Origin of the sequence: Lutibacter sp., assembly GCF_030692605.1 — a bacterium.
Lineage (GTDB): Bacteria > Bacteroidota > Bacteroidia > Flavobacteriales > Flavobacteriaceae > Lutibacter.
This window is the reverse complement of record NZ_JAUYUD010000085.1, coordinates 92,321-115,613: the sequence shown is the minus strand read 5'-3', so window position 1 is coordinate 115,613 and position 23,293 is coordinate 92,321. Positions and strand designations below refer to the sequence as shown.

General features: G+C 31.1%; 23 protein-coding genes. 3 read left to right on the top strand and 20 right to left on the bottom strand.

Features of this window, described 5'->3' with window-relative positions; translation table 11 throughout:
• Positions 1–2: 2 nt before the first annotated feature.
• Genes murG through Q8S45_RS08375 form a run of 10 tightly spaced genes read right to left on the bottom strand, consistent with a single transcriptional unit; the run spans position 3 to position 10,431 of the window.
• On the bottom strand, positions 3–1,097 hold the full coding sequence (murG, locus tag Q8S45_RS08420; RefSeq protein WP_305603612.1) for an undecaprenyldiphospho-muramoylpentapeptide beta-N-acetylglucosaminyltransferase: 1,095 nt from the start codon (positions 1,095–1,097) through the stop codon (positions 3–5).
• The gene (locus Q8S45_RS08415; RefSeq protein ID WP_305603609.1) at positions 1,081–2,271 is read right to left on the bottom strand and encodes an FtsW/RodA/SpoVE family cell cycle protein; all 1,191 of its coding nucleotides are present in this window, start codon (positions 2,269–2,271) and stop codon (positions 1,081–1,083) included. The genes murG and Q8S45_RS08415 overlap by 17 nt, the downstream gene beginning before the upstream one ends.
• A 4-nt stretch (positions 2,272–2,275) precedes the next feature.
• On the bottom strand, positions 2,276–3,655 hold the full coding sequence (murD, locus tag Q8S45_RS08410; protein ID WP_305603607.1) for a UDP-N-acetylmuramoyl-L-alanine--D-glutamate ligase: 1,380 nt from the start codon (positions 3,653–3,655) through the stop codon (positions 2,276–2,278).
• A gap of 2 nt (positions 3,656–3,657) precedes the next feature.
• Positions 3,658–4,014, bottom strand: a complete 357-nt coding sequence (locus tag Q8S45_RS08405) for a four helix bundle protein (protein ID WP_305603604.1) — start codon at positions 4,012–4,014, stop codon at positions 3,658–3,660.
• Positions 4,015–4,061: 47 nt separating this feature from the next.
• Entirely contained in the window at positions 4,062–5,288 is a 1,227-nt protein-coding gene (gene mraY, locus Q8S45_RS08400) for a phospho-N-acetylmuramoyl-pentapeptide-transferase (protein ID WP_305603601.1), read from the bottom strand.
• A 16-nt stretch (positions 5,289–5,304) separates the two neighbouring features.
• Complete coding sequence (locus Q8S45_RS08395; protein WP_305603598.1) at positions 5,305–6,753, bottom strand: UDP-N-acetylmuramoyl-L-alanyl-D-glutamate--2,6-diaminopimelate ligase; 1,449 nt, start codon at positions 6,751–6,753, stop codon at positions 5,305–5,307.
• Positions 6,754–8,718, bottom strand: coding sequence for a penicillin-binding protein (locus Q8S45_RS08390; RefSeq protein WP_371133002.1), 1,965 nt, complete (start codon positions 8,716–8,718; stop codon positions 6,754–6,756).
• A gap of 24 nt (positions 8,719–8,742) precedes the next feature.
• Positions 8,743–9,072 carry an FtsL-like putative cell division protein gene (locus Q8S45_RS08385; protein WP_305603596.1) on the bottom strand — a complete coding sequence of 110 codons (330 nt, stop codon included), beginning with the start codon at positions 9,070–9,072 and terminating at the stop codon, positions 8,743–8,745.
• Positions 9,072–9,971, bottom strand: a complete 900-nt coding sequence (gene rsmH / locus Q8S45_RS08380; protein WP_305603593.1) for a 16S rRNA (cytosine(1402)-N(4))-methyltransferase RsmH — start codon at positions 9,969–9,971, stop codon at positions 9,072–9,074. Before rsmH ends, Q8S45_RS08385 begins: the two co-directional genes overlap by 1 nt.
• Entirely contained in the window at positions 9,958–10,431 is a 474-nt protein-coding gene (locus Q8S45_RS08375) for a division/cell wall cluster transcriptional repressor MraZ (RefSeq protein WP_305603590.1), read from the bottom strand. The genes rsmH and Q8S45_RS08375 overlap by 14 nt, the downstream gene beginning before the upstream one ends.
• A gap of 211 nt (positions 10,432–10,642) precedes the next feature.
• Between Q8S45_RS08375 and Q8S45_RS08370 the strand changes: the two genes are divergently transcribed.
• The 3 genes from Q8S45_RS08370 to Q8S45_RS08360 are packed head-to-tail and all read left to right on the top strand — an operon-like array spanning position 10,643 to position 12,711.
• A complete protein-coding gene (locus Q8S45_RS08370) occupies positions 10,643–11,407 on the top strand; it encodes an alpha/beta fold hydrolase (protein ID WP_305603587.1) in 765 nt (254 codons plus the stop codon).
• 4 nt (positions 11,408–11,411) lie between these two features.
• Positions 11,412–12,023: a ribosome biogenesis GTP-binding protein YihA/YsxC gene (yihA, locus tag Q8S45_RS08365; protein WP_305603584.1), complete on the top strand. Its 612-nt coding sequence runs from the start codon at positions 11,412–11,414 to the stop codon at positions 12,021–12,023.
• A 1-nt stretch (position 12,024) separates the two neighbouring features.
• Positions 12,025–12,711 (top strand): RluA family pseudouridine synthase, encoded by a 687-nt coding sequence (locus tag Q8S45_RS08360; protein WP_305603580.1) that lies wholly within the window; start codon positions 12,025–12,027, stop codon positions 12,709–12,711.
• A gap of 262 nt (positions 12,712–12,973) precedes the next feature.
• Here Q8S45_RS08360 and argH read toward each other — a convergent pair whose 3' ends face one another.
• The 10 genes from argH to Q8S45_RS08310 all read right to left on the bottom strand — a co-directional run bounded on the left by argH (position 12,974) and on the right by Q8S45_RS08310 (position 23,263).
• Complete coding sequence (gene argH / locus Q8S45_RS08355) at positions 12,974–14,251, bottom strand: argininosuccinate lyase (protein ID WP_305603577.1); 1,278 nt, start codon at positions 14,249–14,251, stop codon at positions 12,974–12,976.
• 88 nt (positions 14,252–14,339) lie between these two features.
• The gene (locus tag Q8S45_RS08350; RefSeq protein ID WP_305603575.1) at positions 14,340–15,398 is read right to left on the bottom strand and encodes a M20 family metallo-hydrolase; all 1,059 of its coding nucleotides are present in this window, start codon (positions 15,396–15,398) and stop codon (positions 14,340–14,342) included.
• The gene (gene argB / locus Q8S45_RS08345; RefSeq protein ID WP_305603572.1) at positions 15,398–16,183 is read right to left on the bottom strand and encodes an acetylglutamate kinase; all 786 of its coding nucleotides are present in this window, start codon (positions 16,181–16,183) and stop codon (positions 15,398–15,400) included. The genes Q8S45_RS08350 and argB overlap by 1 nt, the downstream gene beginning before the upstream one ends.
• A 69-nt stretch (positions 16,184–16,252) precedes the next feature.
• Positions 16,253–17,200, bottom strand: a complete 948-nt coding sequence (locus Q8S45_RS08340; protein WP_305603570.1) for an N-acetylornithine carbamoyltransferase — start codon at positions 17,198–17,200, stop codon at positions 16,253–16,255.
• Position 17,201: 1 nt separating this feature from the next.
• On the bottom strand, positions 17,202–17,978 hold the full coding sequence (proB, locus tag Q8S45_RS08335) for a glutamate 5-kinase (RefSeq protein ID WP_305603567.1): 777 nt from the start codon (positions 17,976–17,978) through the stop codon (positions 17,202–17,204).
• Complete coding sequence (locus tag Q8S45_RS08330; protein ID WP_305603564.1) at positions 17,962–19,158, bottom strand: glutamate-5-semialdehyde dehydrogenase; 1,197 nt, start codon at positions 19,156–19,158, stop codon at positions 17,962–17,964. The genes proB and Q8S45_RS08330 overlap by 17 nt, the downstream gene beginning before the upstream one ends.
• Positions 19,158–20,285, bottom strand: a complete 1,128-nt coding sequence (locus tag Q8S45_RS08325; protein WP_305603561.1) for an aspartate aminotransferase family protein — start codon at positions 20,283–20,285, stop codon at positions 19,158–19,160. The genes Q8S45_RS08330 and Q8S45_RS08325 overlap by 1 nt, the downstream gene beginning before the upstream one ends.
• An 11-nt stretch (positions 20,286–20,296) precedes the next feature.
• Positions 20,297–21,088: a pyrroline-5-carboxylate reductase gene (gene proC, locus Q8S45_RS08320; RefSeq protein WP_305603558.1), complete on the bottom strand. Its 792-nt coding sequence runs from the start codon at positions 21,086–21,088 to the stop codon at positions 20,297–20,299.
• Between the two features lie 13 nt (positions 21,089–21,101).
• On the bottom strand, positions 21,102–22,079 hold the full coding sequence (argC, locus tag Q8S45_RS08315) for an N-acetyl-gamma-glutamyl-phosphate reductase (RefSeq protein WP_305603555.1): 978 nt from the start codon (positions 22,077–22,079) through the stop codon (positions 21,102–21,104).
• Complete coding sequence (locus Q8S45_RS08310; RefSeq protein WP_305603552.1) at positions 22,076–23,263, bottom strand: argininosuccinate synthase; 1,188 nt, start codon at positions 23,261–23,263, stop codon at positions 22,076–22,078. The genes argC and Q8S45_RS08310 overlap by 4 nt, the downstream gene beginning before the upstream one ends.
• Positions 23,264–23,293: the final 30 nt, after the last annotated feature.

The following is a 23,293-nucleotide window of genomic DNA, read 5'->3' as shown; positions in this document are numbered from 1 at the left end:
TATCACTTACTAATTAATTTTTCAATTTCAGACACTATCGTTTTTGTTGCATTGGGCAATGCTAATTTTACAATGTTTTTACTTAATGTTTCTTGTAATTCTGAATTTTTAAAAAGTTCTTTTGTAATACTTTCGAATCTATTTAATTCTGATTCTTTTAATAACAATGCGGCATTTTTTGAAACCACTGCTAAAGCATTTTTGGTTTGATGATCTTCAGCTACATTTGGCGATGGAATAAACAAAACCGGTTTACCCACGATGCACAGTTCTGAAATTGAACTTGCTCCTGCTCTGCTTATAATAAAATCTGCGGCAGCATAGGTTAAATCCATTTTTGATAAAAAATCGAAAACCTGAACTCCTGGCATATCACCATATTTTTTATAATCGTTGTAATACAATTTACCTGTTTGCCAAATCACCTGAATTTCACTATCAACAATCCAATCAATATGTTCTTCAATTAATTTATTAATGGCTCTTGCACCTAAACTTCCACCAAGAATTAATAAGGTTTTTTTTGAAGCGTTTAATTTAAAAAAATCGACAGCTTCATCTCTTTTTGAAGCCACATTTAATAAATCTTGTCGAACAGGATTTCCAGATTTAATTATTTTCGCTGATGGAAAAAATTTATCTAAACCATCATACGCAACACATATTTTATCAACTCTATTTGCTAATAATTTATTAGTTAACCCTGGATATGAATTTTGCTCTTGAATTAATGTTCTTTTGCCCATTAAACTAGCTACAAATAAAGTTGCGCCACTTGCAAAACCACCTGTACCTATAACTACATTTGGTTTAAACTTTCGAATTATTTTAAATGCATTGAATAAACTGCTTAGTAATTTAAAAGGGAAAATTAAATTGTTTAGCGATAGTTTTCTTTCAATACCTGAAATCCATAATCCTTTAATTTCATAGCCAGCTTGAGGGACTTTCTCCATTTCCATTCTATCTTTTGCACCTACAAACAAAAAATTAGCAGAAGATTTTTTTTTCTTCAACTCATTTGCAATGGCAATTGCAGGATATATATGCCCACCGGTGCCACCTCCACTTAATATGATGTTAACCGATTGCTTCATGTAAAATATCTAAAGGATTTTCTTCATCTGTTTTAGTTGGTGCAGCTATTTTTTCTGAAGTTACACTCAAAATTATTCCCAATGCCATGCATGTCATCCAAATGGATGTTCCTCCACTGCTTATTAAAGGCAATGTTTGACCTGTAACTAAGCCAAAATCAACAGCCACTAGCATATTAATAATTGCCTGAAAAACAATGGGGATTCCAACACCTATAATTAAAAGGGTTGCAAATATAGATGTTGCTTTTTTTGCAGCAATTAAAATTCTTAGCAATAATAAAAAATACAATAATATAACCATTGACGCTCCTATTAGGCCGTATTCCTCAACTATAATAGCAAAAATAAAATCGGATGTAGATTGAGGTAAAAAGTTTTTTTGAACACTTTTCCCAGGGCCTCTTCCATATAAACCTCCAGTTGCAATAGCAATTTTCGCTTTTTCAATTTGATACCCTTCTACGGCATTTTTATCAGTTAAACTTTCAATTCTATTGCCCCATGTGTCAACCCTATTTGGCATTGCATCAGGAAATGCTTTAGCAATTAAAATAAATAAAAACAACATTACTACGGCTATCCCAACAATAACTCCTATATATCTTTTTGGATAACCACCAATAAAACATAACAGCAAAATCATTAAAAATAAAATAGCTGTTGTCGAAAAATTAGCTGGTAAAATTAATAAAAGTGTAATTGCAATTGGCAACCATAATTGCCAAAAACTTTGCGAAAATGTAATATCGTTTTCCTTGTTTTTAGCCAAATATCTGGCTACATATATCATTAAAACCAGCCCTGCTAGAGTTGATGTTTGAAACCCAATTCCAATTATTGGTATTTCAAGCCATCTACTAGCATTAGAACCACCAATAGTAGTTCCTTGCGATAGTGTGAAAATTAAAAGTATAATCACAAATGGAAACATGATTATAGAACCTCCACTAAAATATCTAAACGGAATTTTATGAACTCCATAAATTATTAAAAACCCTAAAAAAAGTAATATAAAATGTTTAAATAGATGGAAAATTGGAGTCCCATTATTAGAAACATAAACCAAATTGGTGCTTGCACTGTAAACTGGTAAAAACGACAATAATGCCATTACCGTTACAATAGCCCAAATGGCTCTATCGCCTTCAATATTTTTAAGGAATTCCTTCATTTTTTTATAATTCTCTTACGGCTTGTTTAAATTTATTCCCTCTATCTTCATAATTATCAAACAAATCAAAACTTGCACAGGCAGGAGACAACAATACTGTGTCGCCCTTTTCGGCAATTTTATATGCAACTTTTACAGCTTCTTCTGCACCTGCAGTTTCAACAATTAAGTCAATCACATTACAAAATGTTTGAACAATTTTTTGATTATCTAGACCCAAGCATACAATCGCTTTTACTTTTTCTCTAACCAATGGCATTAACTCCAAGTAGTCATTTCCTTTATCAACACCACCTACGATCCAAACTGTAGGAGTTTGCATACTATCTAAAGCATAAAAAGTTGCATTAACATTGGTTGCTTTAGAATCATTTATGTATTGAACTCCATTTATTTTTAGAACTGATTCCAGTCGGTGTTCTGCCCCTTCAAAATCTTCTAGACTCTCTCTAATGGTGTCTTTTCTAACTCTTAATAAAGAAGCGGTCATGGCGGCCGCCATTGCGTTTTTTGTATTGTGATTCCCTTTTAATGCTAAAGTTGAAATACTCATTATGGTTTCTTCTGTTTTATATTTTAGTACTATTTCATTATTTCTTAAAAATGCTCCTTGTGTTAATTCATTTTTTAATGAAAAAGGAAGCAAGATTGCTTTTACTTTATTTTTATTTAACCAATTTGTAATTACCTCATCATCAAAATCATAAATTAAAAAATCATTTTCAGTTTGATTTCTTGTAATCAAAAATTTTGAATTAATGTAATTCTCAAAATTGTAATTATACCTATCCAAATGATCTGGAGTAATATTGGTAATTATTGCAATATGAGGTCTAAAATTTATAATTCCATCTAATTGAAAACTGCTTATTTCCAATACATGAATGTCAAATTTTTCTTGAGCAACCTGTTGCGCAAAACTTATCCCAATATTCCCACCCATTCCTACATTTAAATCTCCTTTTTTAAGAAGGTGATTTATTAACATGGTTGTGGTTGTTTTTCCGTTTGACCCTGTAATTCCAACAATGCAACCATCGGTATAATTTGAAGCAAATTCAATTTCAGAAATTACTGGTATTCCATGTTCTTTTAATTTTATAATTAATGGAACTGTATCAGGAATACCTGGACTTTTCATAATAATTTCAGCTTCAAACAATTTAGATTCGGTATGACCACCTTCTTCAAATTGAATTTCATTATTTAAAAGAACTTCTTTATATTTTTGTGAAATTGTTCCTTTATCTGAAACAAAAACGTTGTACCCTTTTTCTTTTCCCAATAATGCTGTTCCAACTCCACTTTCTCCAGCACCTAAAACAACAAGTTGCTTTAAATTACGATTGACGATTGACGATTGACGGTTACTTTCGCTTTCCATTATCAATTATCATTTTTGTTTCGAATTGTTTTAATTGAAGCCACAACAATGGATACTAATTCATTAGCTTCTACATGTAATCGCTTTATTTCATCATGATTCACTTCACTTATTTCTAAAAATATTTCTAAAAAAAACATGCTTTCATCTGCTTCTTCCTCAACAATCTTCAACTTATTTATAAAATCGGCATTTGATTTAGCCCTGCAAGCTGCTCTGTAATTTGCGCCAACAGAACTTGAACACCTTATTAATTGTCTGCAAAAAGCATCATAATCCCTAGATACTGTATAATTCTTAGACAACTTCCAGCAATCAATTGCAAATCTTTTTGTTCTATTTTTTAATAATTCTTTCATTTATTTAACAAATCGTAATTCGTTAATCATAATTCAAAATTCTAATATTATCGTAACTTTAAGGTTACTATTGTTAACACTGCCAGCATTATTCCAACAATCCAAAATCGAGTTACTATTTTGCTTTCATGATATCCTACTTTTTGATAATGATGATGCAATGGCGACATTTTAAAAATTCTTCTCCCTTCACCAAATCTTTTTCTTGTGTATTTAAACCAAAGCACTTGAATCATAACCGATAAAGTTTCTATAAAAAATACACCTGCTAAAATTGGAATTAATAATTCTTTTCGTACCGAAATTGCCAAAACAGCAATGATGCCGCCAATGGTTAAACTTCCTGTATCTCCCATAAACACTTGAGCTGGATAAGTATTATACCATAAAAAACCAACCAATGCGCCCACAAATGCAGCAATAAAAACAGTCATTTCACCAGAATTGGGTATATACATTACATCTAAATAATTCGCAAAAATAATATTACCAGAAACCCAGGCTAAAATTCCTAAGGTGAGCACAATAATTGAAGATGTACCTGCTGCTAATCCATCAATTCCATCGGTTAAATTTGCTCCGTTTGAAACAGCAGTTATAATAAATGTTACAACAATTATAAAAAGTATCCAAGAATATTCTTTAAGACCCTTGCCAAATAATTCCATTGCCTCTGCATATTCGAACTCGTTATTTTTAACAAAAGGAATGGTTGTTTTTGTCGATTTTTTTGCTTCACCAAATAGAATTGGCGTTCCATCTTGGGTTATATATTGATATTTTACTGGAAGTTTTTCTTTCAAAGTTACACTCGGATGAAAGTAAAGCATACTTCCAACAAATATTCCTAAAGTTATTTGCCCTAAAATTTTAAATCTTCCTTTTAACCCAGCTTTATTATTTCTAAATATTTTAATATAATCATCAATAAAACCAATAATTCCCATCCATATGGTAGTTACAATTAATATAATTATATAAATATTATCTAAGATTGCAAATAATAATACTGGAATTAAGGTTGATAAAATAATAATAATTCCCCCCATTGTTGGGGTTCCAGATTTTTCAGTTTGTCCAGCCAACCCTAAATCACGCACCGTTTCTCCAACCTGTTGATCACGTAAATAATTTATTATTCGTTTTCCATAAATGGTTGAAATTAACAAGGATACTATAAATGCCGAAGCAGACCTAAAAGAAATGTACTGAAATAAACCAGCTCCTAAAAAGTCGTATTCTGCTTCTAAAAAATCGAATAAATAATATAACATAGGTTTTGGTTATTTCTTATAATAATTTTGTAACTATTTCGAAATCATCAAAATGACTTCTTATCCCTTTTATTTCCTGATATGTTTCGTGCCCTTTTCCAGCGATTAAAATAATATCTCCTTTTTGAGCCAATTTAACTGCAGTTTTTATTGCTTGTTCACGATCTAAAATTGCAAGTGTTTTATAATTATGAATTGGTTCAACACCTGTAATTATTTCATTCAGAATTGCTTGAGGATCTTCACTTCTTGGATTGTCTGATGTAACTATTACTTGAGAACTCAATTGAGAAGCTATACGTCCCATAACAGGACGTTTAGCTTTATCTCTATCTCCACCGCATCCCACAACGGTTATAATTTGTTCATTTCCTTTTTTAATATCATTTATAGTTTCCAATACATTTTTTAAGGCATCGGGAGTATGTGCATAATCTACAATTGCGGTAATTTTATTTTCTGAAACAACAAATTGAAACCTACCATCCACACTTTCCAACTCACTCAAATACCTTAACGTCTCGTTAGTTTCCAATCCTAATAATTTTGCCACACCAAAAACTGCTAACAAATTATAAGCATTAAAACTTCCAATTAATTTTACCCAAACTTCATTATCATTTATAGTTAGCAGTAAACCAGAAAACCCATTCTCTATAATTTTGGCTTTAAATGAAGCCATTGTTTTAAGAGCGTATGTCATTTTTGAGGCGTTGGTATTTTGAATCATTACCAACCCATTTTTATCATCGATATTGGTTAAAGAAAAAGCTGATTTTGGTAGTGAATCAAAAAAAGATTTCTTTACATCTCTATATTCTGCAAAAGTGTTATGATAATCTAAATGGTCGTGTGTTAAATTGGTAAACACGCCTCCTTCAAAATGCAAACCTTCAGTCCTTTTTTGATGTATGCCGTGTGAACTTACTTCCATAAAACAAAATGAAACTCCAGCTAGTACCATCTCATTTAAATAATAATTTATTGCAACTGAATTTGGTGTTGTATGTGTGGCATCATACTGTTTATTAGCCACCATAATTTTAACCGTTGAAAGTAATCCTGCTTTGTAACCTGCTTTTTGAAACAAATTATAGCAAAGCGTCGCAATGGTAGTTTTACCATTTGTTCCAGTGACTCCTATTAATTTTAACTTAGACGAAGGGTTATCGTAAAAATTAGAAGCCATTACAGCCAAAGCTAAATTAGAGTCTTCAACCTGAATATAGGTGATGTTAGGGTTAATTTGTGCTGGTAATAATTCACAAACAATTGCAGTTGCTCCTAATTTTATGGCCTGTTCAATAAAAAAATGACCATCAAAATTCAACCCTTTTTGAGCAACAAATAAATTGTTTTCTTTGATTTTTCTTGAATCAAAAACAATAGCATTTACCCGTTTATTGGTATTTCCAATAACAGCGGTTATTTTAACCTTGTAAATAATGTCTTTAATTAAATTCACTTATGATAATTTTAAAATAATGGTTACTCCTTTCGCAATAGAATCACCTGGTTTTATCGATTGTTCTCTTACCTTACCCATTCCTTCGTAAGTAACTTTTAAGCCCATATTCTCCAATAAAGGAATGGCGTCCATTGCCGCCATTCCTAGTACATTTGGGATTGACTTATTTTCGTTATTAGAAATGGTATAGTAAGAATTAAAGTTTTTCTGAATTTGTTTGAATTTTGGCATTTTATTACCAACTTTACTAAGTACACTATTAGAAGTGTAAATTTTTTGGGCAATATCTTTAAATACAGGTCCTGACACATCGGCACCATAATATCCCGTTTGCACTTTAGGTTTATGAATAACAACTATGCAGGAATATTTTGGATTATCTGCTGGGAAATAACCTGTAAATGATGAAATGTATTTTTTATTCTCATTCCAATCTTCTTTCCAATACTCTGTTCTGGCAGTTCCTGTTTTTCCTGCCATTGAGAAATTCGGATTATACAATTTTTGACCTGTGCCGTGTACAACTACATTTTTCAATACCTCGCGTACTTTCGCCAACGTTTCTTTAGAAGCAATTGCTGGATTTATAATTTCTTTTTCAAAATGAATTACTGAATTATCTCTTGATCTAATTTCTTTAACAAAACGAGGTCTTACCATTTCTCCATTATTAGCAATTGCATTATAAAAAGTTAAAATTTGAAGTGGCGTTAAGCTTAAATTGTATCCGTATGAAATTGAAGGTAACGCATTTTTACTCCATTTTTTTTCTCCCGGTGCAGGTATTTCTGGAACACCTTCTCCTTTTATAGGCAATCCTAATTGATCGTTTAAATTCATTCCTTTTAATATGTTGATGAATTTATTTGGGTCTTTTCCGAAATTTTCTTCAATTAATCTAGCAAATCCAATATTTGATGAAACTTCTAGTGCTCTGGCAGCTGAAATTTTGCCATAGCCACCTCTTCGTGAATCATTTATAAATCTACCGTACAACCTATATTTCCCTCCTTCAGTATCTACAACGGTATTCGTATCAATAGCTTTTGATTCTAAAGCGGCAACAAATGACATTACTTTAAAAGCAGAACCTGGCTCGTGAGATTCTCCAACCGCATAATTTAACCGTTCGTAATATTTTCCATCATCATTTTTTCCCAAATTTGAAATTGCTTTAATTTCACCTGTTTTAGTTTCCATAACAACCACACAACCGTGATCTGCTTCATAAAACTCTAACTGTCTTAATAATGAATGATGGGCAATATCTTGGATATTTACATCAATTGTAGTAACAATATCTTTTCCATCAATTGGTTCTTTTTCATTGGTATCATTAATTGGTTTCCATTGGTTTTGAGTTATTTTTTGTTTCATTCTCCAACCATTTTTACCATTTAGATAATCTTTGTATGCACCTTCTATACCCGGAGCTCCTCTATAATCATCATACCCAATAGTTCGTTCAGCAACTTTCCCTAAAGGATGTGCTCTGACCGTTGATTGCTCGGCAATAAAACCTCCTTTATACATTCCTAAATTAAAAATTGGAAATTTTCGAACTTTTAAATAATCATTATGTCCTAATTTTCTAACAATAAATAAGTACCTGTTTTTATTTGTTCTTGCCTTTCTAATTTTAGTTTCCCAATGTGTTACAGAATTTCCAAACATTTTAGATAATTCTATGGATAGCTTATTTATATTTTTTTCAAAATATTCTGAGTCAATAGTATAGGCATCCATTCTAATTTCATATTGAGACATAGAAGTGGCTAACAAACTGCCGTCAGCCGAAAATACATTCCCTCTATTCGCAAAAATAGTGTCGTTTCTTAATGTATTTTCTTCAGATAATTTTCTATACTTATCACCATCAACATATTGAATATCAGTTAACCTAACAATAATCGCCAGTAACATTAATGTCATAATTGTAAATACAACATACAATTTGTTCAATATGCTCTTTTTTGTAATAGCCAATTATTTTTTGTTTTTTGATGTTACTGTTATTAACTGAGGTGGTGTTTCACTAGGCTTTAATTCTAAATCAACCACTTTTTCTTTAATTGCAGATTCTAATTTTAGCTTCATTGCAATCGATCTGGTGTCAACAAACTCTGCTCTTAATTCTTTAATTTCTTTATTTAATTTGGTAATCTCCATAACCTTTTTATCTGAACTATGAGAACTGGCAATCATTAAAAGCATTAAACCCACTATAAAAAAAATGAACCTCCAATTTTGCAACGAGTCTTCATTTATTAAAAAGTTACCTTTTAATAGATCGAATATGTTTTTTTTAAAAGCCATTATAAACTGAGTGTTGCAATTCGTAACTTAGCACTTCGTGATCTATTATTCTCTTTAATTTCAGCTGGTTTTGGAGTAATTAAGGAACCTACTTTTTTTAGTGGAACTTGAAAATTACCATACATATCTTTTACAGGTTCCCCTTCAAACAACCCATCTCTAATAAACCGTTTTACTAACCTATCTTCTAATGAATGATAGGAAATCACACTAAGTCTCCCACTTTTTGTAAGCAAGTCTGGAGTTTGAAGTAAAAATTCTTTCAAGGCAGTTATTTCTTCATTAACCTCAATTCTAATTGCTTGAAATATTTGGGCTAAAATTTTATGTTCAACTTTTTTTGGAACAAATTCGGCCAAAACCTGTTTTAATTCAAAACTTGTAGTAATTAGATTGGTAGCTCTGCTAGCTACTATTTTTTTTGCAATGGCTTTTGCATTGCGAAGTTCACCATATTGAAAAAGCAATGAACTGATTTTATCTTCCTCATATTTATTTACTACATCAAAAGCAGAAATTTTACTTGCTTTACTCATTCTCATATCTAACTTAGCATCAAATCTTGTAGAAAAACCTCTATCCGCTTCATCAAATTGATGGGAAGAAACCCCTAAATCGGCAAAAATACCATCTACTTTTGTAACGCCGTAAAACTTTAAAAATCTTTTTATGAATCTGAAATTTTGTTGAATTAAAACAAACCTTTCATCGTTAATGCTATTTTGTTGAGCGTCTTCATCTTGATCAAATGCAAATAATTTTCCTTTTTCTCCTAATCTTTTTAAAATCTCTTTGGAATGCCCACCGCCGCCAAAAGTAACATCCACATATATGCCATCTGGTTTTATGTTTAAAGCATCAACGCTTTCTGTCAATAAAACTGGATTATGATATTCCATTCTCATCTTCTTTTACATTTCCCATAACATCTTCAGCAAGTGCCTCAAACTCGCTTGGGTCACCATCAATTGCTTTTTCGTAATTATCTTTATCCCAAATTTCTATTATATTAACTGCCGCATTCAAAACAATATTTTTTGAAACGTTTGCAAAACTTTGTAAATCTTTCGGGATTAAAAGTCGCCCTGAGGCATCCAATTCAACAATTTTTACACCTGCCGTAAACCTTCTAATAAAGTCGTTATTCTTTTTAATAAATCTGTTTAACTTATTTACTTTAGTCATTAAAATATTCCATTCAGCCATTGGATACAACTCCAAACATGGCTGAAAAACAGCACGTTTCAAAACAAAACCATCTTGTAACATTGGGGCAAGTTGTTTTTTTAAAGCACCCGAAAGCACTAAACGCCCTTTGGCATCAGCTTTACATTCATATGTCCCAATTAGATTTACCATTATTTATTTGTGAGTATTCAAAAATATAAATTTTTTCCCACAATTTACCACTTTACCCCACTTTGTTGATAACTTTTACACATTTATCCATTTTTAGGATAAGAAATTGGAAAACAACTTAATAAACCGTATTATGCAGGCTACTTAATAAAAAAAGTATTTTTTAGAAAAAAAGATTACATTTGTGACATAGCTTAAAACTTTAGATTTAATGAGCAATCAACTTATAACAGAAGGAAAATTTAGTTATATAGAAGCAGGAGAAGGTCAACCAATTATAGTGTTACATGGCCTTATGGGCACCTTAAGTAATTTTGAAGGTGTGTTTAACTATTTTTCTCAAAATGGTTATAAAGTTCTAATTCCTGAGTTACCCATTTACACTTTACCCATTCTTAAAACTAATGTAAAAAACCTGTCGAAATTCTTAAAAGAATTTATGAAGTTTAAAAAGATTGACAATGTTATTTTGTTGGGAAATTCTTTAGGTGGGCATGTAGGTTTATATTTCACCAAAATGAATTTAAAAAATGTGTCTGGTCTTGTTTTAGCAGGAAGTTCTGGTCTATATGAAAAATCAATGGGAGATACCTACCCAAAAAGAGGTGATTATGAGTACATTAAAGCAAAAACTCAAAACGTATTTTTCCGCCCAGAGGTTGCTACAAAAGAAGTTATTGACGAAATTTATGCCGCGGTAAACGACAGGCATAGGGCTATCAGAATTTTGGCAATCGCTAAAAGTGCTATAAGACACAATATGGCGAAAGATTTACCAAAAATGGATACTCCTGCTTGTGTTATTTGGGGTAAACAAGATACCGTTACTCCTCCAGAAGTAGCTATCGATTTTGCAAAATTATTACCTGATGCAGACTTATTTTGGATGGATGAATGTGGACATGCCCCAATGATGGAACTCCCAGATGATTTCAATCATATTTTACATAACTGGCTGAAAAAAAGAAAATTATAATATTATGAAGGTTACTTCGGCCGATTTTGTTATTAGCAATTCTGATGTGACCAAATGTCCAAAAGAACAATTACCAGAGTATGCTTTTATTGGACGTTCCAATGTTGGCAAGTCGTCTTTGATAAATATGATTACAAACCATAGCAAACTCGCAAAGATATCTGGTAAGCCTGGAAAAACACAACTAATTAATCATTTTAAAATCAATAATAATTGGTTTTTAGTCGATTTACCTGGCTATGGCTACGCTAAAGTTTCAAAATCTACTAAAGAAACATTTCAAAGCTTTATCAAACTTTATTTTTTGCAGCGAGAGCAACTGATTTGTACTTTTGTTTTATTAGATTCAAGATTAGAACCTCAGAAAATTGATTTAGAATTTATGCAGTTTTTAGGTGAAAATGAAATCCCGTTTTGCATAATTTTTACAAAAGCCGACAAGTTAAAATTATCTCAGTTAAATAGAAATATTCAGGTTTATAGTAAAATTATGACCCAAACACTTTGGGAAACTATGCCTCAACACTTTGTGTCATCATCAACCCAGGCAACTGGAAGAGAAGAAATACTTGAGTTTATTGATAACATCAATCAAGAAGTAGGAAAAAAGAACTAAAATGCCTTCTACCAAAAACAATTTAAACATTTTATTTGAAGACAATCACTTCCTTATTATTAATAAACAATCAGGTGATATTATTCAAGGTGATAAAACCGGTGATACACCATTAAGTGAAATTGTTAAAACATACATCAAAGAAAAATACAACAAGCCTGGCGCTGTTTTTTTGGGTGTAGTTCACAGACTTGACAGACCTACAACCGGCGTTGTTGTTTTCGCCAGAACATCAAAATCTTTAGAGCGCTTTAACAAAATGCTACGCGAAAAAAAAGTTGATAAAACCTATTGGGCTGTTGTTAAAAATAAACCTAACAAAGAAGAAGACACTCTTGTTGGATATTTGAAGAAAAATCCTAAAAACAATAAATCTACATCATATAGTACAGAAATTGAAGGCAGTAAAAAATCAATTCTTCATTATAAACTTCTCAAGTCTTTAGAAAATTATCATTTGTTAGAAGTTGATTTGGAAACAGGTCGCCACCATCAAATTAGGTGTCAGTTAGCAGCTATTGGCTCACCAATTAAAGGCGATTTAAAATATGGTTTTGACCGAAGCAACAAAGATGCAAGTATTCATTTACACGCTCGTAAAATTGAATTTATTCACCCAGTAACAAATGAAAAAATAGCCTTAATTGCACCAACTCCAGATGATATAATTTGGGATGCTTGTAATTAATTAAAAATTAATGATGAAAAATTAATAATTGATTGTTCTGAATTTCCAAAAGTACAGCTCTGCAAAGTCTCCCGACTTTGCAGCTTATATCGTGGCTTCGCAGTGTGGTGTTCTTAGTGTTCAGTTCCCAGTAAAATCTAAAATACTAAGAATCTAAAAATCAAAATCAGCGTTTCGAAGTCGGAAGACTTCGCAGAGCGGCCAATAGGCAGATAGGCAATAGCCGATTTCAAAATTGTCAATTATCAATTGTCAATTGTTATTATGCCTTATTTTTCTTGTTTACGATTTCATCCAAACATAAATTACCCAAACTTCCTTTATGCGTGTGCACCACTTTTTTGTCAGGATTAAAAGTGCCTTCATTAATGCTTTTTCCAACTATTTTATAAGCATCTCTAAACGGAACACCAGTTTGAACTAACTTATTAACCTCCTCAACACTAAACAAATACAAGTATTTTTCTTCCTCAATAATATCAGTCCTTACACGAATATTTTTTAATGAATATGTTAACATTTCTAAACATGATTTTAAGGTTGAAAACGAAGGAATTAAACCTTCTTTCAACAATTGTAAATCTCTGTGGTAACCACTTGGTAAGTTGTTTGTAATTAACGTAAACTCGAAAGGAAGTGCTTGTAATTTGTTACATTTCCCTCTAATTAATTCAAAAACATCTGGATTTTTTTTATGAGGCATAATACTTGAACCTGTTGTTAATTCATCTGGAAATGAAATAAAACTAAAATTCTGGCTCATATATAAACAAATATCCATACTCATTTTCGATAAAGTACTCGCAACAGAACTTATAGCAAACGCAACTGATTTCTCTAATTTCCCTCTACCCATTTGAGCAGCCACCGAATTAAACTTTAAGGTTTTAAAACCTAATTCTTTGGTTGTAAAATCCCTATCAATTGGAAATGAACTACCATAACCAGCAGCAGAACCTAACGGATTTTGATCTGCAACTTTATAAGCAGCTTTTAAAAAATAAATATCATCAATCAACGTTTCGGCGTAGGCAGAAAACCACAATCCAAACGATGATGGCATCGCCACTTGCAAATGCGTATAACCTGGCAATAATACATTTTTATACTGTTCAGCCAATAAAATTAACAAGTCAAATAACGCATCAACTTCACCATTTATTTCAGTTAAAGCATCTTTAATATATAAATGAACATCTACCAAAACCTGATCGTTTCTTGACCGCGCCGTATGAATTTTTTTTCCTATATCACCTAACTTTTCTGTTAATAAAAACTCCACTTTAGAATGTACATCTTCAAAAGAATCTTCAATTATGAAATTTCCTTCTTCAATAGTTTTTAAAATTGATTCTAAAACTATTTCTAGTGATTTTAATTCTTCAGCAGTTAATAATCCCATGCTGTGCAACATTTTTGCGTGTGCAACATTTCCAATAACATCGTATTTTGCTAAAATTAAATCGAGTTCTCTGTCGTTACCAACAGTGAATAAATCTATTTTTTTGTCGGTTGAAAATCCTTTATCCCAAAGTTTCATAATTATTGTTTTTTGTCATTCTGAATGAAATGAAGAATCTCAATATTAACTATGAGATATTTCGACTACACTCAATATGACATTAATTTTACACTATTTCATTTAATATTTTAATATACAAATCTACTCCTTCTTCAATTTCTTTAATGTAAATAAATTCATCAGCAGTATGCGAACGTAAACTTTGTCCAGGCCCTAATTTTAAAGAAGGACAACTTAAAACCGATTGGTCAGAAAGTGTTGGCGAACCATATGTTTCTCTTCCTAATTTAATACCCGCTTGTACAATTGGATGATTTTTTGGTATGGATGAAGAATTTAATCGAAGTGACCTTGCTACTACTTCCGATTTTACATTTGATTGTATAATTTCCAAAACCTCCTCATTGTTATATGCATTTGTTACTCTAACATCCACAACATATTTACAACTTGCAGGTATTACATTATGTTGGTTCCCTGCTTCAATTTGAGTAACCGTCATTTTAACTTTCCCTAAGGTTTCAGAATGTTTTGGAAATTCGTATGTTTGAAACCAATTAATATCCTCAATGGCATTATAGATAGAATTATCGCCCATTCCGTGTGCTGCATGACACGAAGTTCCTTTTGCTTCACAATCTAACACCAACAACCCTTTTTCCGCGATGGCTAATTGCATTAGTGTTGGCTCACCAATAATAGCAAAATCTATTGGTGGAATAATGTCTAACATACTATTTAATCCGTTTTGACCAGAACTTTCCTCTTCTGCAGAAGCTACTATAACAAAATTATATTTTAAACCACTTCTATCATAAAAATAAGTAAATGTTGCTAACAATGAAACCAAACAACCTCCAGCATCATTACTGCCTAAACCGTATAATTTTCCATCACTAACTTCAGGGTTAAACGGGTTTTTTGTATAGTTTTTATTTGGTTTTACCGTATCATGATGTGAGTTTAATAGTATTGTTTTTTTGGAAGCATCAAAATGTTTGTTTTTTGCCCAAACATTATGCTTATCACTTTCAAATTTTATTTCGTGACTAGAAAACCACTGCATTATTAACATCGCAGTTTCATTTTCTTCACCTGAAAATGATTGCTTTGAAATTAAATTTTTAAGCAATTCAATAGCTTCTTTGGTTAATTGATTTGTCATTATTTTAAACTTAATGTTGTATATAAATTATTAGTTTTTTTAATTAATGAAGCATCACCAATTTTCACTTTTTGAACTCCTTTTTTTAACGCGATAAAACAATTATGAAGTTTAGGAATCATTCCTTCGGAGATAATACCCTGCTCTATTAATTGTTCATATTTAGCCAAATTAATTTCAGTTATTACAGAATTTTTGTCCTCAATTGCTAACAATACTCCTTTAAATTCGAACACATAATTTAATTCTGTATTGTATAGTTCACTCATCGCAATTGAAACTTCAGAAGCAATTGTATCAGCATTTGTATTTAATAATTGTCCTTTTTTATCATGGGTAATTGCACAAAAAACTGGAGTTATTTTATTTTGCACTAACACATTAACAAATTCTGAATTTACAGTATCAACATCACCTGCAAAACCAAAATCAACATCTTCTACTATGCGTTTATGAGCTACAATACAATTAGCGTCAGCCCCAGATAATCCAATTGCATTGCAATTATATTGTTGCAAAAGCGCCGTAATTTTTTTATTTAATAAACCTGCATATACCATGGTTACAACTTCTAAATTAACTTCATCTGTTACCCTTCTACCGTCTATCATTTTGGGTTCTAACCCCATTGCCTCGGAAACTTCAGTCGCTTTTTTCCCACCACCATGAACTAGTATTTTTGGCCCTTCTAATAATGCAAAATCTTTTAAAAAGGAAGTCAGCGCGTTATCATCGTTGATGATATTACCTCCAATTTTAATGATTTGTAATGTTTTGTTTTTCATTTTTTTTACTTTCTTCCTTTTACTATTTGTGAAAACACTTCGACAGGCTCAGTGTGACATCATTAAATACTATAGGTTTTCCAATATTTTTTTCAAGACAATTTGTGCTGAATAAGTTCTATTATTTGCTTGTTGAATTACAATTGAATTTTCTGAATCCAACACCTCATCAGCCACAATTACGTTTCTTCTAACTGGTAAACAATGCATAAATTTAGCATTGTTTGTTATTTTCATTTTATCGGTAGTGATCATCCAATTTACATCTGTATTTACAACTTTACCATAATCATTAAACGAACTCCAGTTTTTAACATACACAAAATCTGCATTTTCAAAGGCCTTTTCCTGATTGTATTCTATTGTTGAATTTTTAGTTATTTCAGGATTTAACTCATAACCTTTTGGATGTGTAATCACAAAATCCATATCTTGTAACAGCATCATTTCCACAAAAGAATTTGCAACCGCATGTGGCAAGGCTTTTGGATGCGGTGCCCAAGACAATACCACTTTTGGTTTTTTAACTGTTTTAAATTCTTCAATAGTAATTGCATCGGCCAACGCCTGTAATGGATGACCCGTAGCACTTTCCATATTTACAACAGGTATTCCTGCATATTTTTTAAAACTATTGATAACCATTTCATCCTTATCTTTTTCTTTATCCGTTAACGATGCAAAAGCTCTAATAGCCACAATATCACAATATTGCGCAATTACTTTAGCGGCTTCTTTTACATGTTCAGATTTATTTTGATTCATTACAACTCCATCTTCAAATTCCAATTCCCAACCTTCGCTGCCGAAATTCATTACAATAGTATTCATTCCTAAATTTTGAGCTGCTTTTTGGGTACTTAAACGTGTTCTTAAACTATTGTTAAAAAACAATAAACAAATAGTTTTACCTTCTCCAAGAGTTTTAAACTGTAATTGGTTTTTCTTTAACTCAATAGCTTCTTGCACTGTTATTAGCAAACTATCAAGATCATTCAAGCTTGTGTAATGTTGCATTTTATTGTATTGTTATTTTTGTAAATTCTGTTTTATTATTCATCGCATTGATCATAAAATTATCAATTAAACCATTAACAATCCATGTTTCAATATTCGCTTTTTGAGCTATTTCAGCTGCTTCAATTTTAGTAGTCATTCCTCCAGTTCCATGTATAGAAACTGAGTTTTTTATTTGCTCACGCAATAGTAGAACATTTGAAGTTTCTTTAATTGTTTTTACACTATTTGCATCTATAGATTCTTTGGTGTAAATGCCATCTGTATTTGTTGCAATTATTAACAAATCAACATTTAACAATGCTGCAGTTAACGCAGATAATTTATCATTATCACCAAATTTTATTTCATCTGTTGCCACTGTGTCATTCTCATTTATAATTGGAATATAGTTATTTTCAACCAACACATTAATGGTGTTTACAATGTTTATTTTCGATTGTTCTCTTTCAAAATCTGAATACGATAATAAACATTGTGATGTTAGCAATCCCAATTCTCTGAAATTTTCCTGAAAAATTCGCATTAAATGTGGTTGACCAATAGATGCTAATGCCTGTTTAACGTTAATTTCTTTTCCATTAGTTTCTAAATTTACAAATTGTTTGGCTGCTGCAATAGCTCCAGAACTTACAATTACAAATTCATAATCATCTTTCAAAAAGGCAATTTGTTGCGCTATATCTTCAATTTTGCCTCTAGAAATATTGTTCGTTCCTTTAGTGAGCACATTTGTACCAATTTTAAGTAATATTCTTTTTTTATCTAATTTGCCCATTCCCATATATATACCACTTGTTTGTTACTAAATGTTGTAATCCCATTGGACCTCTATGATGTAATTTATCTGTACTGATTGCCAATTCTCCTCCCAATCCAAACTGTCCTCCATCAGTAAAACGAGTTGAAGCATTTTGATATACCGCAGCTGAATCAACCGATTCCATAAAAGCAGTTGCAGTTTTATCATTTTTTGAAATAATTACTGCTGAATGTCCGCCTCCATATTTATTAATTTTAGCAATAGCTTCTTCCGAAGAATTTACACTTCCAATTACAATTTTATAATCTAGGAATTCTTCATACCAAATATCCTCATTTTCATAGGCTGAAACATTTTCATAAACTGATAAATTCTCATCAACTAAAATTTCAATATTCGATGCTAATAATTTATATATCAATCTTTTAACAAATAATTCTAAAGTTGGTAAATTACAATTTATAAGCACCTTATCAACTGCATTACAAGCTGATATTTTTGTGGTTTTTCCGTTGATAATTACTTTTAAAGCAATATCTAAATCAGCTTCATTATCTACATAAATAAAATTATTCCCACGTCCACTTACAATTACTGGGCAAGTTGCATGTTGTTTTACAAAAGCAATTAATTTTTCACCACCACGTGGTACAATTAAATCTACTTTTTGCGTAGGATTTTCTAAAAACGCTTGAGTTTTATTTCTATTATAATTTAAATATTCCACCCAATTTGTTGAAATATCATTTTCTGTTAATGCTTTGTGCCATAAATTCACAATTTTTAAGTTTGAATTTATCGATTCTTTACCACCTTTTAATAAAATTTTATTTCCAGATTTAAATGCAATTCCGGCAGCTTCAACAGTAACATCGGGTCTTGATTCATAAATGATTAAAACAGTACCAAACGATGCTGATTTATTCGTGATTTTTAATCCGTTTTCATGTGTGAAATGATATAATTCTTTTCCTACAGGATCAATATCAGCAATTAATTGTTGCAATGACAAAATCATTCCACTAATTTTTTCTTCATCTACTTTTAAGCGGTCATACATGGCTAAATCTTCACCATTGTAATTGTTTACATCCAATTTGTTTGCATTCAATATTTCTACTTTTTCAGCAGCAATTATGTTTGCCATTGAAAGTAAAACATCGTTTCGTTGTTGTATGGTTAATGCCTTATTCATTATGCTAATAATTCTTTCAATGCATTTATAAAAAAAGCTATTTGTTCTTTTTTTATAGTTAATGGCGGTAAAATTCTCAACAAGTATTTATTGTTAGACCCGCCTGTGAAAATATTTTTGTCAAAAATCAATTTCTTTCTTAATTCTCCAACTTCAAAATCAAATTCTAAACCCAACATTAAACCTCTTCCTTTTACCTTTTTAACCTTTGAAACCGATTTTATTTCTTCTAAAAAATAGTGATAAACTTCATTTACATTGGCAATTAATTTCTCTTGTTCAATACTATCTAATACTGAAATTGCAGCAGCACAAGCCAAATGATTTCCACCAAAAGTTGTTCCCAACATTCCATATTTTGCTTCATATTTATTTGAAATCAACACACCTCCAATTGGAAATCCGTTTGCCATTCCTTTTGCTGTTGTAATAATATCTGGCTGAATGTTGTGTTGTTGAAATGCAAAAAATTGTCCGCTTCTGCCATAACCAGACTGGATTTCGTCCAAAATTAACAACACTCCATTTTTATTACAAACTGATTGAACCTCTTTAAAAAATTCTGATGTTCCTTCATCTAAGCCTCCAACACCCTGAATTCCTTCAATAATAACTGCTGCAACATCTTTTTTTCCAATTTCGTGATACACTAAATCAATCTCATTCAATGGTAAAAAGGTTACTTTTTGCTGCAAATTTATTGGTGCATTTATATTCATATTATCGGTAACAGCAACAGCAGCTGAAGTTCTTCCGTGAAACGAATTTGTAAAAGAAACGATTCTACTTTTTCCAGTTACAAACGAAGCTAATTTTAACGCATTTTCATTCGATTCTGCACCAGAATTACAAAGAAATAAATTGAAATTTTCACAGTCTGAAAGCTTTCCTAATTTTTGAGCTAATTCAACTTGTAACGGATTTTGAATTGAATTGGAATAAAATCCAATTTCTTTTAATTGATTTGTTAAAGAATCCACATATTTAGGGTGTGAATGTCCAATGGAAATAACACCATGACCTCCATATAAGTCTAAATATTTTGTTCCTTTATCATCCCAAACATAAACACCCTCTGCTTTAACAGGTGTAACATTATATAGTGGATATACATCAAATAATTTCATTTTTAAAAGTATTAAATCTGATTAATTTTTTCATATGAAGTTACCAAACCTTTAATTAACGACGAACTTAAACCTTGATGTTCCATTTCATTTAAACCTTCGATGGTACAGCCACTTGGCGTAGTTACTTTATCAATTTCTTGTTCTGGATGGTTGCCCGATTCTTTTAATAAACTGGCCGCTCCTAAACACGTTTGCATTGCTAAATTTTGAGCTTCTTTTGCATCGAATCCTAATTGAATAGCGCCTTGTGTAGTTGCTCTTATCAAACGCATCCAAAAAGCAATTCCACTTGCACAAATTACTGTTGCTGCTTGCATTAATTTCTCTTCAATTACCAATGTTGTACCAACTGCATTAAAAATATTTTTTGCAATTTCTAACTTTGATTCTCCTTCTTTATTTGCACACAAACAAGTCATAGATTGTGAAACGGAAATAGCCGTATTTGGCATACTTCTTATAATTGGTATATTAGCTCCAATTAGTTGTTCCATTTCTTCAATTTTTCTTCCAGTTACTGTAGAAATTAAAACGTGTTTATTGCTCTTTAAATACCCTTTTATTTCATTTAATACCAACGATAGTTGTTTCGGTTGTACTGCTAAAATAATTATTTCTGAATGTTGAACTGCTTCAATATTATTGGTTGTTATTTTAATCTTTTCGCTTGAATTCAAGCTATTTAATTCAGCAATATTTCGTTTTGTAACATATAATGAAGTTATATTTAAATCGCTATTCAATATTCCATTGGCGATTGATAATCCTAAATTTCCTGTACCTATAATGGCTATTTTCATTTGTGTTTGTTTTTTAAAATGAACTTGCTTTTAATTGCAATCCTTCTGTTTCATTAAATCCAAACATCAAATTCATATTTTGAATTGCTTGTCCAGATGCCCCTTTCAATAAATTATCTAATACTGAAGTAATTAATAATGTATTGTTGTTTTTTTCCAAATGAATAAAACAATTGTTGGTATTTACAACTTGCTTTAAATGCACCGGAATTTTTGAAATATGAGTAAATGACGCATCTTTATAAAAATCTTCAAACAATTCAAAAGCAACTTCAATACTTTTATCGAATTCTAAATAAATGGAAGCAAAAATTCCTCTGCTAAAATTTCCTCTATTTGGTATAAAAAATAATTTCTCAGAAAATCCCATTTGAAGCGATGCTAAACTTTCATTTATTTCTCCTAAATGTTGATGCGTAAATGCTTTATAAATTGAAAAATTATTATCTCTCCAACTAAAATGAGTGGTTTCACTTGGAGAAACTCCTGCACCCGTTGAACCTGTTGTGGCATTAATATGCACCGAACTTTTTATCAAATTATGTTGAACCAATGGCAATAAAGCCAACTGAATTGCTGTTGCAAAACATCCTGGATTTGCAATGTAATTAGCTTTTTCAATCTTATTTTTTTGAAGTTCAGGCAATCCATATATAAACTCTTTTCCTTCAAAAACAGCATCTTTTTCTAACCGGAAATCGTTACTTAAATCAATAATTTTAGTAGTATTCGAAAACTGGTTTTGTTCTAAAAACTTTTTAGAATTTCCATGCCCTAAACATAAAAAAAGTACATCTACATTTGAATTTATGGTTTCTGTAAATTTTAAGTCAAGCAAACCCAATAAATCTTGATGCACTTCATAAATATAATTTCCTGCATTTGAAGTGCTGTACACAAAATCTAATTCAACTTTCGAGTGGTTCATTACCAATCTAATTAACTCGCCTGCCGTATAACCTGCACCACCAACTATTCCAACTTTTATCATAATTCTGAATTTACACTGTGATAAATTTTATTTGGAGTTCCTAAAATTTTAATAAAACCTTTCGCATCATCTGCTGTCCATGCTTTATTAGTTTCTCCGTATTCACCAAATTTAGATTTCATTAAATCGTGCTCAGATTCAATTCCATTTAAACTAAAATGATATGGTTTTAAAGTTACAAATACTTCACCAGTAACTGTTTTTTGAGAATCTTGTAAAAATGATTCGATATTTCTCATTACTGGTTCAAAATATTGACCATCGTGCAATAACATTCCATACCAATTACCTAATTGATCTTTTAAGTTTTGTTGCCATTTAGACAATACATGTTTTTCTAATAAATGATGTGCTTTTATGGTAACAACTGCTGCTGCTGCTTCAAAACCGACTCTTCCTTTAATCCCTACAATTGTATCTCCCACGTGAATATCTCTTCCAATAGCATATTTTGAAGCTATAGCTTCTAACTTTAGAATATTATTTACTGGTGAATCAAATTCATTATTAAAACCAATAAATTCTCCATTTTTAAAATGAAGTCTCACATTAGAAGGCTCTATTTTTTCTAACTGACTTGGGTATGCTTCTTCAGGCAATGATTGATGTGATGTTAACGTTTCTACACCTCCAACACTTGTTCCCCAGATTCCTTTATTAATAGAATATTTTGCTTTATCCCAAGAATAATCTACGCCATTTTCTTTTAAATAAGCAATCTCTTCTTGTCTAGATAATTTTAAGTCTCTAATTGGTGTTATAATATTAATACCTGGAGCCAGCGTTTGAAAAATCATATCAAAACGTACCTGATCATTTCCAGCGCCTGTACTTCCGTGAGCGATGTGTTTTGCACCGATTTGTTTTGCGTATTTCACCACTTCTATCGCCTGAAAAACTCGTTCAGCACTTACTGAAAGTGGGTATGTATTGTTCTTAAGCACATTACCAAAAACCATATACTTTATAGCCTTGTTATAATATTCTTCTAATATATTTTTATTTGTATGAGAAGTAACTCCCATTTCATAAGCCTTTTTCTCAACAACTTCCAATTCGCTAGTTGAAAAACCTCCTGTATTTACAAGTACACTATGTACTTCTAAATTTAACTCATTTATTAAATATTTTACGCAGTAGGAAGTATCTAAACCTCCGCTATATGCTAATACTACTTTTTCCATTTTGTTATATTTTGTATTTAGTGTCAAGAA